This window comes from Kitasatospora sp. NPDC096077, assembly GCF_040303245.1.
Lineage (GTDB): Bacteria > Actinomycetota > Actinomycetes > Streptomycetales > Streptomycetaceae > Kitasatospora.
In genome coordinates this window covers 1-15407 of record NZ_JBEOSV010000039.1, presented here as the reverse complement: position 1 = coordinate 15407, position 15407 = coordinate 1, and the positions used below count along the sequence as shown (strand labels likewise).

Here is a 15407-nt window from a genome sequence, read left to right as displayed (position 1 = left end):
AAGTTGTCGCAATAGACCGGTTAATCCGCTAGTACTCGTCACCTTTTGGTTAATTTATAAAAACTGATGTCACATCAGTCCCTGCAGCCTCTAGGGTCCACCGCGCGGCGATCGCAAATATGTGCGGTCGCCTTGTCGACATGTCTCATGGGGAGGGGTTGTGGGGGAACGACGAACACCGGTGCCACGCGGCACCGGATCGTCCGGCGTCCTGCGACGGGGTCTCGGGGTGGTGGGCCTGGTCGCGCTGGTCATGCCGCTGCTGGGCGCGCCGTCGGCGGAGGCGCTGGCGTCCCGGCGGCCGCACGGCAAGGTGTGGACGCCGAAGACACCACTGGCGAACCAGAAGCCCGTGAAGGGCGAGAACCAGGCGGCGGGCAAGCCGCAGGCGCCGGCGTACCCGGTGCCGGGGGAGTGGAAGCCGGCCGCCACGGCCGCCGCGCCGACCGGCTCGGCGACCATCTCGCTGGCCGACGGCAAGCCCGTCCAAGCCGGCAACCTGCCGGTGAAGCTGGCCAAGGGCGGGTCCTCGGTCGGCTCGGTCAAGGTCGAGGTCGGCACCGCCGACCAGGGCAGGAACGCCGGCGCCACCGGCCCGGTGGTGACCCTGACCGCGCCCGACGGCGGCGACGGCAAGCTCCAGGTCGCCCTCGACCTGAAGACCCTGCAGGGCGTCGGCTGGGCCGACCGGGCCAGGCTGGTGCAGCTGCCCGCCTGTGCGCTGACCACTCCGGACAAGGCCGAGTGCCGGCAGCAGACCCCGGTCGCCGCCGCGGTCGACCCGAAGACCGGCGTGCTGACCGCCGAGGTCGCGCTCGCCGCCAAGCCCGCGGCCGGCGCGACCAAGAGCGCCGCGACCGCCGCCGACGGCTCACGGGTGGTCCAGGCCGCGTTCACCCAGTCGGCCACCGCCGAGTCGGCGACCGTGCTGGCCGCGACCGCCGACTCCGGCGGCGCGACGGGCAACTACTCGGCCTCGCCGCTGGCCCCGTCGATGAACTGGGGCGCGGGCAGCAACATCGGCAACTTCACCTACTCGTACCCGATCCAGCTGCCCCCCGCGCTCGGCGGCGCCGCGCCCTCGGTCGTGCTCGGGTACAACTCCGCCGCCGTGGACGGCAAGAACTCCGCACGGAACCCGCAGTCCTCCTGGATCGGTGAGGGCTGGGACTACCAGCCCGGCTTCATCGAGCGCTCCTACCGCTCCTGTGCCAAGGACGGCATCACCGGGTCGGGCGACCAGTGTTGGGCCGGCCAGAACGCGATCCTCAACCTGGGCGGCCGCACCGGTGCCCTGGTCCGCGACGACGCCACCGGGACCTGGCGCCTGCAGGGCGACGACGGCTCCAAGGTCGAGCAGCTGACCGGCGCCGCCAACGAGGCCAAGGGCGGCGAGTACTGGCGGGTCACCACCTCGGACGGCATCCAGTACTACTTCGGCCAGAACCACCTGCCCGGCGGCAACCATGCCGACCCGGCGACCAACTCGGTGGCTTACCTCCCGGTTTACTCGCCCAACAGCGGCGACGACTGCTACGACGCGGCCAAGGGCAAGGCGTCGTACTGCCAGGAGGCCTGGCGGTGGAACCTCGACTACGTCGTGGACACCCACCAGAACCTGACCACCCTCAGCTACCAGCAGGACCTGAACTACTACAACCGCGGCGCCGGCCAGAACGGCGGCTCCGGCACGCTGACCGCCTACGTCCGCTCCACCGAACTGACCCAGATCGCGTACGGCCAGCGGCTGCCCGAGCAGATCGCCGCGAACGGCGGCGTGAAGCCGGCCGCGAAGGTGCTGTTCAGCACGGCCGAACGGTGCAACCAGTCGGGGCAGATCACCTGTACCGCCACGCAGCGCACCACCGCCAACCAGGCCAACTGGCCGGACACCCCGCTGGACCAGAACTGCGCCTCCACCGGCAGCTGTTCCGTCTTCTGGCCGACCTTCTGGTCGTCGCTGAAGCTGACGAAGATCGAGTCCCAGGTGCTGGTCTCCGGCTCCTACCGCTCGGTCGACTCCTGGGCGCTGACGCACTCCTTCCCGGATCCGGGCGACGGCACCAAGCCGGCGCTGTGGCTGGCCTCGATCCAGCGCACCGGCACCAACGGGCAGAGCGCGGCCACCGTCCCGGCGGTCAGCTTCACCGCGCGTGAACTGCCCAACCGGGTCGACGGGCTGACCCCGGCCCAGCCGGCCTTCCTGCGCCCGCGCATCCAGCAGATCACCACCGAGACCGGCGGCCAGATCAACGTGATCTACGCCGACACCGAGTGCTCCCGGGTCAGCGGCCACATGCCGGCGTCCGAGGACTCCAACACCATGGCCTGCATGCCGGTGCACTGGTACCTGCCCGGCCAGTCCTCGACCGACCCGGTGAACGACTGGTTCCACAAGTACCTGGTCCGCTCGGTCACCGAGCAGGACGCGTCGACCGGTACCACGCTGACCAAGTCGACCGACTTCAGCTACGGCGGCGGCGCCGCCTGGCACCGGGACGACAGCGAGTTCACCGACGCCAAGGTCCGCGCCTGGGACGACTTCCGCGGCTACCAGACGGTCACCAAGACCACCGGTAGCGGCAACACCGGCGAGGCGCCGAAGACCCAGCAGGTCACCACCTTCCTGCGCGGCATGAACGGCGACCGCAAGGCCGACGGCTCGACCCGCAGCGCCTCCGCCTCGTTCACCCCGTACCCGGGCGCGAGCGCGGTCACGGTCACCGACGAGCCGTGGCGGACCGGCAGCGTGCTCGGCAGCCAGACCTTCGACCAGGCCGGCGGCTCGGTGACCGGAGCGTCCGCGACGGTCTCCTCCGCCGAGGTGACCACCGCGACCCGCAAGCTGAGCAACGGCATGCCGAACCTGGTGGCCCGGTACGCCGCCACCACCAGCACGGCGACCTCCTGGTCGAAGCTGGCCAACGGCTCCTGGCGGAGCACGGCCACCGTGACCACCACCGACCAGGCCAACGGCAACCGGCCGGTCACCGTCGACGACAAGGGCGACGGCACCGCCGCCGCCCCGGAGACCTGCACCACCACCGACTACGCGACCAGCAGTAACCCGCTGATCCGCACGCTGGTCTCGGAGCGCCGAACGGTCGTCGGCCCCTGCGGCACCGCCGCAACCGCCGACAACACCATCTCGGGCACCCGGACCCGGTACGACGGCCAGGCCTTCGGGCAAGCCGGCGCCACCGGCGACGCGACCAGCACCTGGGCCCTGGACTCCTACGACAGCAGCGGCCAGCCAGTCTACAACCAGACCGGGACGACCACCTTCGACGGCTACGGCCGCGCGGTCTCCTCGGCGGGCGCCAACGGGGCGGTCACCACGACCGCGTTCACCCCGGCGACCGGTGAGCTGCCGACCCGGACCACCGCCACCGGCCCGACCGGTGCGGCCTGGACCACCACCGAGACCCTCGACCCGGGCCGCAACCTCGCCCTGGTCTCCACCGACGAGAACGGCAACGCCGTCACCAAGCAGTACGACGCGTTGGGCCGGCTGACCGCCGTGTGGACGCCCGACCGGGCGACCAACCTCAGTCCGAGGTACAAGTTCTCGTATGCGATCAACGGGAAAACCGCCCCCACGGTGGTCAGCTCCCAGACGCTCACCGAGGACGGCAGCTACGCGGTCAAGAACGAGCTGTACGACGGCCTGGGCCGGCTCCGGCAGACCCAGAGCAACACCGCCACCGGCGGCACGGGCCGGCTGGTCAGTGACATCGTGTACGACTCGCACGGCTGGGGCGTGAAGAACTCCGAGCCCTACTACGAGAGCACCACGCAGCCGAACAGCACGGTGTTCATCCCGCAGGACGCACAGGTGCCCGCCCAGACCTGGGTCACCTACGACGGCCAGGGCCGCAAGCTGGCCGAAGCCTTCGTGTCGTACGGCCAGCAGCAGTGGGTCACCAGCACCGCGTACCCAGGTGTGGACCGCACCGACGTGACGCCCCCTCAGGGATCCGCTCCGATCAGCACCTTCACCGACGCGCGGGGGAACACCACGCAGCGCTGGCAGTACCGGACGGCGACGCCGACCGGCAACGCCGCCGACGCGACCGTGATCACCTCCAGCTACACCGCCGGTGGCCGGACCGCTGCCCGCTCCGACGCCGCGGGCAACACCTGGACCTACGGCTACGACCTGCGCGGCCGGCAGACCCAGGTGAACGACCCGGACGCGGGAACCACCCGCACCACCTACGACGGTGACTCCCGGATCACGTCCACCACGGACGCCAAGGGCACCACGCTCGCCTACACGTACGACGTCCTCGGCCACAAGACCGGGCTGTACAACGGCAGTGTGGCGGCGGCCAATCAGTTGGCGGGCTGGGCGTACGACACGGTGCCGGGCGGCAAGGGGCAGCTCGCCTCCTCCACCCGGTACGTGGGCGGGGCGTCCGGGGCTGCGTACACCACGGCGGTCACCGGGTACGACGCGATGTACCGCCCGCTGGGCACCAGCGTCACCATTCCGGCGGCGGAGGGTGTGCTGGCGGGTACGTACAGCACCGGCAACCAGTACTCGCCGATCCTCGGGTCGCTGATCCACACCGACCTGCCGGCGATGGGCGGTCTGCCGGCCGAGGGCGTGGACTACCTGTACTCCAACACCGGTCTGCTGCTCGCCTCGGGTGGCAACTCCACGCTGGTGACGGACGTGCAGTACGACGCGTTGGGCCGGGCCACCCGGACCACGGTGGGTGACTGGGGCAACCAGGTGGTCTCCACCCAGCAGTTCGACTGGGCCACCGGACGGCTGACCGACTCCTTCCTGGACCGGCAGACCGGCACCACCTCGCTCGACCAGACCAGCTACACCTACGATCCGGCCGGCCGGATCACCTCGGTGAAGGACGTGCAGAACGCGTCCGCGACCGACCTGCAGTGCTTCACCTACGACCACCTGGGGCAGCTCACCAACGCCTGGACCGACAAGGGGTCCGTCACCACCCGGCCGGCGCCGTCCGTGCCCGGCGTGGGCACCTGCACCAACGCCAACGGCCCGGTGGCCGGCAGCGTGGGCGGTCCGTCGCCGTACTGGCAGACCTACGGGTACGACGCCACCGGCAACCGCACCTCCCTGGTGCAGCACGACACCACCGGCAACACCGCCAAGGACGTCACCACCACCCAGACCTTCGGCGCGCCGAAGTCGGTCAACAAGGGTGACGGCAAGGGCGGCCCGCACGCGCTGGCCTCGGCCGTCACGAGCTCGGCCGGTGGCACCGCCACCGCGACGTTCAGCTACGACGCGGCGGGCAACACCACCGCCGTCAGCGACGCGTCCGGCACCAGCACGCTGACCTGGAACGGCGAGGACAAGCTGGCTGGGGCGACCAAGACCGGTCAGCCGCAGGGCACTTCGTACCTGTACGACGCGGACGGCAACCAGCTGATCCGCCGCAACCCCGGGAAGACCACGCTCAACCTGGGCAGGGACGAGCTCACCCTGGACACCGCCTCCGGGTCGATGTCCGACGCCCGGTACTACACCGGTAGCGGCGGGATCTCCATCACCCGGGTGACGGCCACGACCGGCGGCGGCAAGCTGGTCTACCAGTGCGCCGACCCGCACGGCACCAGCGGGGTGCAGATCGACACCGACGCCGCGCAGAGCGTCACCCGGCGGCCCACCGACCCGTTCGGCAACGCGCGGGGGACCCAGCCCACGGCGGGCAGTTGGGCCGGTGCCAAGGGCTTCGTCGGCGGTGTCCTGGACACCGTCACCGGGCTGACCAACCTCGGCGCCCGCGAGTACGACCCGGTCCACGGGCGCTTCATCAGCCCGGACCCGCTGCTGGTCGGCGACGACCCACTGCAGTGGAACGGGTACGCCTACTCGCACAACAACCCGGTCAACCGCAGTGACCCGTCCGGTCTCTACGACCCGGACATGATGGACTACTGCCGGTCCCACTCCGGTGAGTGCGAGCACGGCCGGATCGTCACCAAGCCGACCTGCTACTACGTCCTGCTCGACCCGTGCGGAACCGGCGGTGGCGGGAACGGCGGTGGCGGGAACGGTGGCGGCGGGAACGGTGGCGGTGGGAACGGTGGCGGCGGCTCCGACCACTCGACCAACCCGTGGGTGAAGACCCAGGCGCAGCGCAACGCCGAGGCGAAGGCCGCGGCCGACGCCAGGGCTCGCGAGTCAGCGCGCGCCGCGGAGGCCGCCAAGGCCGCCGCTGAGGCGGAGAAGAAGAAGCACCGCGGTTTCTGGGACAAGATCGTCGACAAGGTCGCCGACAAGATCGACGAGTGGTCCGGTGGCTCCGGCATCTGCCTCAACGCAGGGGCCGCCGTCGGTGTCGGCATCAGCGTCAGCGGGTGCCTGGTCAGGACAACCCGGCCGGACGGCAAGTCGGACTACGGCGTCACCGGCACTGCCGGCTTCCAGATCAGCGCCCCGGGTGCCGCGGTCGGCGTCACCAAGCTGACCACCAACGCCGACGACATCAGCCAACTCGCCGGCGACGGTGCCAGCGTCGGCGGCTCGGTGGGTGCCGGCCCGGCGCTCATCGGCAGCGTCGGGAAGTCCTTCGGTTCCACCAACTCGCGTGGGAACGACGTCTACCTGGTGAACACCGGTGCCGGCGTCGGAGTCGGTGCGGACGTGGGTGTGACCATCGACCACACTTGGACCCAACACCTGTTCACCCTGGGGTGACACCCTGTTGGTTGATCGACCGAGGCGGGGCCCGCGACTTCTGCGGGTCCCGCCCCCTTCCCCCGTTCATCGTTGTTCCCCGACGTTTTGGAGATCCCCGTGCTCAGATCGGCACTGACCGTCTTGTGGTTCGTCATCGCCGGTGTCGGCGGCCTGCTGCTCGCCTTCAACGTCGCGGGCCTCGCCGAGAGGTTCTTCGACCTGATCGTCCGCTACTCGTTCACCGGAGCCGGATCGGCCACCCCGAACGTCATCCGGCTGGTCGGCGCCGTCTTCGCGCTGGCCGGGATCGTCGGCGGCAGTGTGCTCCTGGTCGCGAGCCTCCGGGGCAACTGATCCGGCTCCCGCCCGGGGACATTGATCCGGGGACGTCCTGACAGGGGCATGGAGCAGTCCCGGCAGAGGCTGCTGGCCTGCCGCGCACGCGCTCCGCGGGCCCCGATCGGTCGGGCCGCCCGGGGGCGGACCGCAGGGCAGGCCCGACCACGTACAGCAGCGCCACCGTCGGACACAGACCGGCACCGCTGCACGGCACCACCCCGCCCGGACGGCGCCACCGGCGGGTCCGCTCCCGGGTCGGGCTGCCGCTCGCGGTGGCGGTCACCGCCCAACTGGTCTGGCTCTACTGGCGGACCGCCACCACCTACCCGGCCTCCGCCGGGCACGGTGGCGCGGACCCGTACGGGCTGTACGTGGCCGCGCTGCGGATGCTCGGCGCCGGGCCGCTCGCCCTGGCGCAGACCGGCGCCGCCGCCCTCGCCCTCGGCTACGCGGTCGCCGCGCTCGCCCGGCTCGGCGTCCGGGCCCGCTGGAGTGTCCCGACCGCCCTGCTGCTGGTCGCGGTACCGCCCACCGGCGCGTTCACGGTGGTGCTCGCCCCGGACGTGCCGTTCACCGTCTGCGCTCTGCTCGCCACCACCACCACCGCGCTGCGGCTGCTGGCCCGCCGTGCCGACGGCACGTTGGACGGCCGCGGCCCGGTGCTGCGTTTCGACCTCGCGGTGCTCGCCGCCGCCCTGCTCGGCCTCGGCCCGTTCCACCAGCACAGCCCGCTGCCCACCGTGCTCGCCGCCGCACTCCCGCTGCGCCTGCACCCTCCGGCGCGCTGGGCAACTACACCGCGTCTCCCATGTCCCCGTCCTCGGCCTGGGCCGCCGGTTCCAACGCGGGCAACTTCACTGGACCAGATCTGCACGAACAGCTCCTGCACCACCTCCGCGCCGACGTCCTTCACCACCAAGCGACTGACCGTGATCAGCACTCAGGTCCTGGTCAACAACACCTACCGCACCGTCGACACCTGGAACCTCAACCAGCAGCTCGCCGACCCCGGCGACGGCACCAAGCGCCTCCTGCAGCTCGACTCCGTCCAACACGTCCCGAGCAACGGACAATCGGAGATCAAGGACCTGCCCCCGGTGCAGTTCCCGTACAAGATGCGCGCCAACCGTGTCGACGGCCTGGACCCCGCGTCGCCGATGTTCATGCGCCCGCGCATCCAGGGCATCAGCACCGAGATGGGCGGGCGCATCAACGTCGTCTACGCCGACCCCGAGTGCTCCCGGGTCAACAACCGCATGCCGGCGTCCGAGGACGGCAACTCCAAGCCTGCATGCCCGTCAAGTGGTACCTGCCCGACCAGTCCTCCAAGGACCCGGTCAACGACTGGTTCGACAAGCCCCTCGTCAGGACCGTCACCGAGCAGGACCTCGTCAGCACTCCCGCCGTCGCCAAGACCACCGAGTACACCTATGACGGTGGCACGGCCTGGCACCGCAACGACGCCGAGTTCACGGACCCCAAGACCCGTACCTGGGACCAGTTCCGCGGCTACCAGACGGTGACCACCACCGGGAACGCCGACCCCGGTGAGGTGCCCAAGACCCAGCAGAAGGTCACCTACCTGCGGGGGATGGTCGGCGACTACCTCGCAGACGGCAAGACCGTGCGCACCGTGCCCGACGTGGCAAGCCCCCACGGAGGCAAGGTCACCGACAGCGCCCAGCTGGCCGGCCGGGTCGTCGCCACCGAGACCTACGACCGGGCCGGCGGCACGGTCACCGCGATGTCCGGCAGCACCTACAACGGACAGAAGACGTCCGCGACCCACGCCCAGAGCGCCGGCGCGCCGCAGGTCTTCGCCTGGTACACGGACTCCGAGAGCACCGCGACAACCAAGGCCAAACTCGCCGACGGCTCCTGGCGGACGACCACGACGGTCACGACCACCGAACCCGCCAACGGCAACCGTGTCATCAAGGTCGACGACAAGGGCGACGGCACTGCAGCCGCCCCGGAGATCTGCACCACGACCGGCTACGCGGCAAGCGACAATCCGCAGTTGCTCACGCTCGTATCGCAGAAGACCACCTTCCAGGGGGCGTGCTCCGGCGCTGCCACATCCACCAGCGCACTCTCCGCTGGCCGGACGATCTACGACGGCAAGCCGTTCGGCAAGGCGGGTGCACTCGGTGAGCCGACCAGTTCCCAGGCACTTGATCACTTCGACCAGTCCGACAATCCCGTCTATGTGAACCTCGGCAGCGCGACCTTCGACGCCTACGGCCGAAGCCTGTCGACGGCGACCACCGACGGCTCCACGTGCGACGCCGCCGGCGTGCAGGTCAGCGGACCGTCGGTTGCTCCCGCAGTCACCAAGATCGCTTTCACGCCTACCTCCGGTGCCCTCCGGACCCAGGTGCGGACCACCGGGCCCATGGGAGCCGACTGGGCCACGACGACAACACAGGATCCGGCCCGTGGATCCGTACCGAACAGCACCGATGCCAACGCCCGCGTCACCACCTCGCAGTACGACGCGCTCGGCCGTCTTACCGCGGTGTGGACACCTGATCGCCCGACCAAGGACCTGCCGAGCAAGAAGTTCACCTACTCCCTCCGGGGCACCGCAGGGCCCTCCACCGTCAAGACCGAATCCCTCAACGGCGGCGCGAGCACCTACTCGGCGAACATCGACCTCTACGACGGCCTGGGCCGCCCGCGGCAGAGCCAGCGCACCAGCGACGCCCGGCCCAACGGCCGGCTGATCACCGACACCGTGTACGACACGCATGGCTGGGCGATCAAGGTCTCCGCCCCGTACTACGAGAAGAGCTCGTTCCCCGGGAACTCGATCTTCATCCCCGTGGCCGACGGGCGGGTTCCGGGCCAGAGCTGGAACACCTACGACGGCAACGGACGCGTCGTCCGTTCGGAGTTCCGCTCGAACGGCAACCCCCAGTGGGCCACCACTACCGCCTACCCAGGGGCCGACCGCACCGACGTGACCCCTCCAGGCGGCGCAACAGCCACCTCGACCGTGACCGACGCCCGAGGCCGGACCATCGCTCGCTGGCAGTACCGAACGCCGACCGCCACGAGCAACAGCGCCGACGCGGACATCACCACATACGCGTACACGCCCGTCAGCCAAACCGCCGGCCGCACCGACAGTAGCGGCAACACCTGGAACTACACCTACGATCTGCGCGGCCGGCAGGTCTCCACGTCCGACCCGGACACCGGTACGGCCCAGACCTACTACGACGTCAACTCACGCATCGACCACACGACCGACGCCAAGGGCAGCACCCTCGCCTACACATACGACCTGCTCGGCCGGAAGACCGGCACGTACAACGGCAGCGTCGCACCCGCGAACCAACTGGCGTCCTGGACCTACGACACCCTCGTCAAGGGCCAACCGGCATCCTCCACCCGGTACGTGGGCGGAGCCAGCGGCGCCGCCTACACCAAGGCCGTCACCGGCTACGACACCGCGTACCGGCCCCTCGGCACCTCCATCACGATTCCTTCCCAGGAGGGCGCCCTCGCCGGCACCTACACCACAACCAACTCCTACAGCTCGGTCCTCGGTGCTCTGACGAAGACAAACATCCCGGCCGCCGGTGGGCTGCCGGCCGAGTCGGTCACCTACGCCAACAGCAACACGGGACTCCTGTTCTCCACTGCCAGTCTTGGCCAGACAGTCGTCATGCAGGTCGACTACGACCCGCTCGCCCGCCCCATCCGCACGATCGCCGGTGACTACGGCACGCAGGTCGTCTCGACCCAGCAGTACGACTGGGCGACCGGACGGGTCATCAACTCCTGCATCGACCGCCAGGTCAACACGATCGCCGTCGACCAGACCAGCTACACGTACACCCCGTCCGGCCGCATCACCTCGGTCACGAACATCCAGGACGCCTCGGCAACCGACACCCAGTGCTTCACCTATGACCACCTCAGCCGGCTGACCGGCGCCTGGACCGACAACCCCGTCAACCTCGGCGATCCCAGCCGCCTTCGGCCCGAGGGCGTGTGCGGCGGGTTCGGGACCTGCTCCGACGACAAGGGCAACGTCACCACCGAAACGTTCAAACTCGAGCGTGACGGGTCCTGGACCGAGGCCTACTGGAACCAATGGAGCGGAACGAAGGACCACCCCAACTACGTTGGTAACCACGTCTTCGTCATGTACCACGGCGGAACAGTCAAGGACAGCGTCCACGAACTGTTCGACACGCTTCAGGTGATCCCAGGGCTGAACGCGGTCGGTGTTGCCGGGTCCGCCGTCATGGACGCCTACGACGGCAACTACCTGAGCGCCGCCCAGAACCTCTCCGGCCTCATTCCCGGCGGGCGTCTCGGCAAGGCCGGGCAGCTGGCCGGCAAGGCCGAAAAGGCGTCCAACGAAGCAAAGAAGATCGAACAAGAAGCGGACGCTTTTTCAAACATAGCGTGCGACTTCACCAGTCTGCTGCCGGATGCCCACAGCTTCCTGCCAGGCACCCGCGTCCTCCTGGCAGACGGCACGTCTCAAGCCATTGAGACTCTTCAGGCCGGCGACCAGGTCCAGGCAACGGACCCGGCAACGGGCAAGACCGAGTCCAAGGCCGTCACCCGCACGATCCGCACACCGGACGACGAGCACTTCACCGACCTGACCCTGCAGGCCGCCGACTCCACCGGCGCACCTGCAAAGACGGAGAACCTCACCAGTACCCAGCACCACTTCTTCTGGGACGAAACCACCCAGCGCTGGACCAACGCCTCGGAACTCCGCACCGGGGATGAACTCCGCACGGCAGACGGCCGCCCGCTCACCGTCCTGACGGTACGGAACTACGACACCATTCCTCGGACCGCATACGACCTCACCATCGCTGAGCTCCACACGTACTATGTGCTGGCAGGTACCACGCCGGTCCTGGTGCACAATTGCAACGACGCCCGGTTCAGTGTGGGATCGGATGGTGTTGCTGAGGACTTGAGCAATCCACTGCCGCCGCGCGGCGGGTATGTGGGTGTACCGAAACTTGATGGAGGAACCCTTCCCGTCGTTGGCAACAAGATCTGGGGAAACACTGATCCTGAGAGGCTCATCGGCACACGCTCACCAGAGGACCTTCGTGCCCTCGCCAGCAAGCGCGATGCAGAAAAACTCCAGGATTTCTATGCAGGAGCCGCCAATGCAGGCAAGGGCGGCGCAGCCGGGCGGGGGCCGCCATACGGGTGCCTCCTCCCGCCATGACCCTCCACTTTCCCCCGGTCACGGCCGCATGCCACGAGGGGAGTGTCCCTGAATATCCTGATAGCGCTACACCTGTCCGGCAGCGGATCGGGCTGACCTTCGAGGGCTCGCACACTTCTCCGCGACCAGCAGGCACCGCCGGGCGTTCCCCGTGAGCAACCGCAATGCTTCCCAGTAGCCCTGAGCAACCGACGCGGCAGCCCAGTGCGGCCCGATTAACACTGCTCGACGCTTCTCGACCTGTTTCATCCGTTGAGGCCGCCGCGTGTGCTCTGGTTGTGAAATGATCTTCCGCGAGGCTGGTGTTTACGCAGGTCAGAGGCCTGTTCGATCAGAACTACGACCTGTAGGCAGACCGCGATGCATGAGCGACGCCCGGCCGGGTCTCCCGGCCGGGCGTCGCTCGTGTCGGCGGTGCCGGCGGTCAGGGGGCCCATTCGGGGGTGAGGGCCAGGACGGCGAGGTCGTCGGCGAGTAGGCCGGCGTACTCGTGGACGTCCTGGGCGAGGAAGGAGACCAGGCGGTCGGGTGCGGTGCTGCCGAGGGCGGCGAGCCGCGGGGCGAGCGGGTAGAAGGCGCCGTCGGCGTCGCGGGCCTCGCTGACGCCGTCGGTGTAGAGCAGCACGGTGTGGCCCGGGGGCAGGGCGACGGTGGTCGGCTTGGCGGGTTCGTCCTCGGGGCCGAGGTGGCCGAGGCCGAGCGGGAGCTCGTCGGCGCAGGGCACCGGGGCGATGGTGCCCCGGGCGAGCAGCAGCGGGGTGGTGTGGCCGCGGTTGACGATCTCCACGCAGTCGGTGCCCGCGCGGTACTGGAGCAGGACGGCGGTGACGAACAGCTCGTCGTCGCCGCGGTCGGCCGCGTCGCGCAGCACCGCGCGGTCCAGCTGGTCGGCGAGCTCGACCAGGCCCGGGGTGTCGTGGGCGGCCGCCCGGAAGGCGCCGAGCACGTCGGCGACGGTGCGGACCGCGCCGAGGCCCTTGCCGCGGACATCGCCGAGCAGCACCCGGACCCCGAAGCGGGTGTCGCACACCTCGTAGAGGTCCCCGCCGACCAGCACCTCGGCCTGGGCCGGGCGGTACAGCCCGGCCACCCGCAGGCCGCCGGCCCGCTCCGGGACCGGGCGCAGCACGGTGCGCTGGAGGGTCTCGGCGACCGTACGGGCGTGCAGCAGGTTGCGGTTCTGCCGGGTGCGCTGCCAGGACAGGGCGGTGCCCATCACGCCGGACAGGGCGGTGGCGATGTAGACCCAGATGTGGTGCTGCTCGTTGATGTGGCCCGCGCGCAGGGCCAGCAGCAGCTGAAGGGTCAGCGCGCCGCCCGTGGTGGCGGCGGTCAGCGCCGGGCCGTAGCTGAACGCGGCCACCACCGGCAGGGCGGTCAGCAGGAAGCCGGCGGCGACCGCGTCCGGGACCAGGACCTCCGCGGTCAGGTCCAGGACCAGCAGGATGACCGGCAGCCACGGCACCCAGCGCGGCACCCGGGGCTGCGCGACCGCGAGCTGCGGCGGGCGGGGTGCTGACACGGCGAGGACCTCCTGGCTGACCGGCTCCGGTCATTCGCCGGGAATGACCGGATTCGTCCCTCCATGCTCCCTTACGAATGGCTTGGTCACGAACGGCCGAACGTCCCGGTTTTCCGGACCGGGCCGCGGACCGGACCGGCGGCGGGCGGTCACCGCACCGTCACCGGCAGCGTCTCGTAACCCCGCAGCACCAGGCGGTCACGCCGGGTCGGGACGCCACCGGGGGCGAGCCGGGGGAAACGGTCCAGCAGGGCCGACACCGCGACCTCGCCCTCCAGCCGGGCCAGCTGGTAGCCCAGGCAGAAGTGCTGGCCGCCGCCGAAGCTCAGCGGCTGGCTGTCGGTGCGGTGCGGGTCGAACACCCCGGGGCGGTCGTACCGGGCCGGGTCGTGGTTGGCCGCGCCGAGCAGCAGGGTCAGCCCGCTGCCGGACGGGACCGGCAGCCCCTCGACGGCCAGGCCCTCGTCGAGGGCGACCCGCGCGGTGGCCTGCACCGGGGAGTCGAAGCGCAGCACCTCGTCGGTGAACCCGGCCGGGGTGACGGCGCCGCCGCGCAGCTCGGCGGCCGCCCCGGGGTGGCGGAACAGCAGGGCGAGGCCGTTGCCCAGCAGGTTGGTGGTGGTCTCGAAGCCGGCCACCAGCAGCAGTACCAGGTTGGCCAGCAGCTCGGGGCCGGACAGCCGCTCTCCGTCCGCGACGGCGATCCGGGCGAGGTCGCTGACCAGGTCGTCCTGCGGGCGGGCCAGGCGCTCGGCGACCAGTTCGACGAAGTACCCGGACAGCTCGTCGGCGGCCCGGTCGGCCGCGTCCAGGTCGTCGAGGTCCTGGATGATCTCCAGCGCGACGGTCAGGTCGGCGGCGAGGTCGCGGAAGCGGTAGCGATCCCGCTCCGGGACGCCGAGCAGCTCGCAGATCACCCCGACCGGCAGCCGGAAGGCGAAGGCGTCCATGAAGTCCACCGGGGAGCCGTCGGCACCCCGCTCGGCCAGCTCGTCCAGCAGCCGGGCGACGGCCGCCACCACGGCCGGGCGCAGCGCGGCGACCCGCCGGGCGGTGAACACCGAGGCGATCAGCGAGCGGACCCGGGGCTGGTCGGGGGCGTTGCGCTGGAGGATCGAACGGCCGAACAGGGCGAGCGAGGAGTGCTCGGCGAACTCGGGGGCGACGCCGGCCGTCATGTCGGCGGTCGCCACCCCGAAGGCGGGGGTGCGCAGCACCCGGTTGACCGCCGCGTACCCGCTCACCACGAACATCCCGTCCCCGGCCGGGACCACCGGGCCGAGCTCGTGCGCCCTGGCGTAGAGCGGGTACGGGTCGGCCCTGACCTCCGTGGTCATCACCTGCTCGATGATCGCCTCGCCGTCCATGCGGTGCTCCCCTCCGACGGCTCCGCCGTCCCGGTTCCCTGATTCCTGAACCACGGGCGGGCGCGGCGGAGTTCCCGACGGAAGGGGGTCGGGCCGGGGCCCTGTCCGATCGGTCCCGCCGGGTCGGCGCGCGGCTCCCCCGGCCGCCGTCCGGGCGGCACCCCCGTTCCGCACCCGGCGGGATCGGCCGGACAGAGCCAGGGCGTGTCTGACAATTCGCGTCGGATCAGCGCGCGGCGTCGGGGTGCGTGCATCGCAAGGCGGAGGAGGGAGTCCATGCGGAGCATCGGCGAC

Annotated in this window: 6 protein-coding genes; 4 read left to right on the top strand and 2 right to left on the bottom strand. The window is 70.4% G+C overall.

Annotated features, from left to right (window positions below; genetic code table 11):
* Window positions 1-181 precede the first annotated feature (181 nt).
* The 4 genes from ABTZ03_RS27955 (at window position 182) to ABTZ03_RS27940 (ending at window position 12224) form a co-directional block, all read left to right on the top strand.
* Complete coding sequence (locus ABTZ03_RS27955) at window positions 182-6688, top strand: RHS repeat-associated core domain-containing protein (RefSeq protein ID WP_350515856.1); 6507 nt, start codon at window positions 182-184, stop codon at window positions 6686-6688.
* A gap of 99 nt (window positions 6689-6787) precedes the next feature.
* A complete protein-coding gene (locus tag ABTZ03_RS27950; RefSeq protein WP_350515855.1) occupies window positions 6788-7024 on the top strand; it encodes a hypothetical protein in 237 nt (78 codons plus the stop codon).
* Between the two features lie 257 nt (window positions 7025-7281).
* Window positions 7282-8532: a hypothetical protein gene (locus tag ABTZ03_RS27945; RefSeq protein ID WP_350515854.1), complete on the top strand. Its 1251-nt coding sequence runs from the start codon at window positions 7282-7284 to the stop codon at window positions 8530-8532.
* Between the two features lie 68 nt (window positions 8533-8600).
* Window positions 8601-12224, top strand: coding sequence for a polymorphic toxin-type HINT domain-containing protein (locus tag ABTZ03_RS27940; RefSeq protein ID WP_350515912.1), 3624 nt, complete (start codon window positions 8601-8603; stop codon window positions 12222-12224).
* A 424-nt stretch (window positions 12225-12648) separates the two neighbouring features.
* Here ABTZ03_RS27940 and ABTZ03_RS27935 read toward each other — a convergent pair whose 3' ends face one another.
* Window positions 12649-13746, bottom strand: coding sequence for a PP2C family protein-serine/threonine phosphatase (locus ABTZ03_RS27935; protein WP_350515853.1), 1098 nt, complete (start codon window positions 13744-13746; stop codon window positions 12649-12651).
* 149 nt (window positions 13747-13895) lie between these two features.
* Complete coding sequence (locus ABTZ03_RS27930) at window positions 13896-15113, bottom strand: cytochrome P450 (RefSeq protein ID WP_350515852.1); 1218 nt, start codon at window positions 15111-15113, stop codon at window positions 13896-13898.
* Between the last annotated feature and the right edge of the window lie 294 nt (window positions 15114-15407).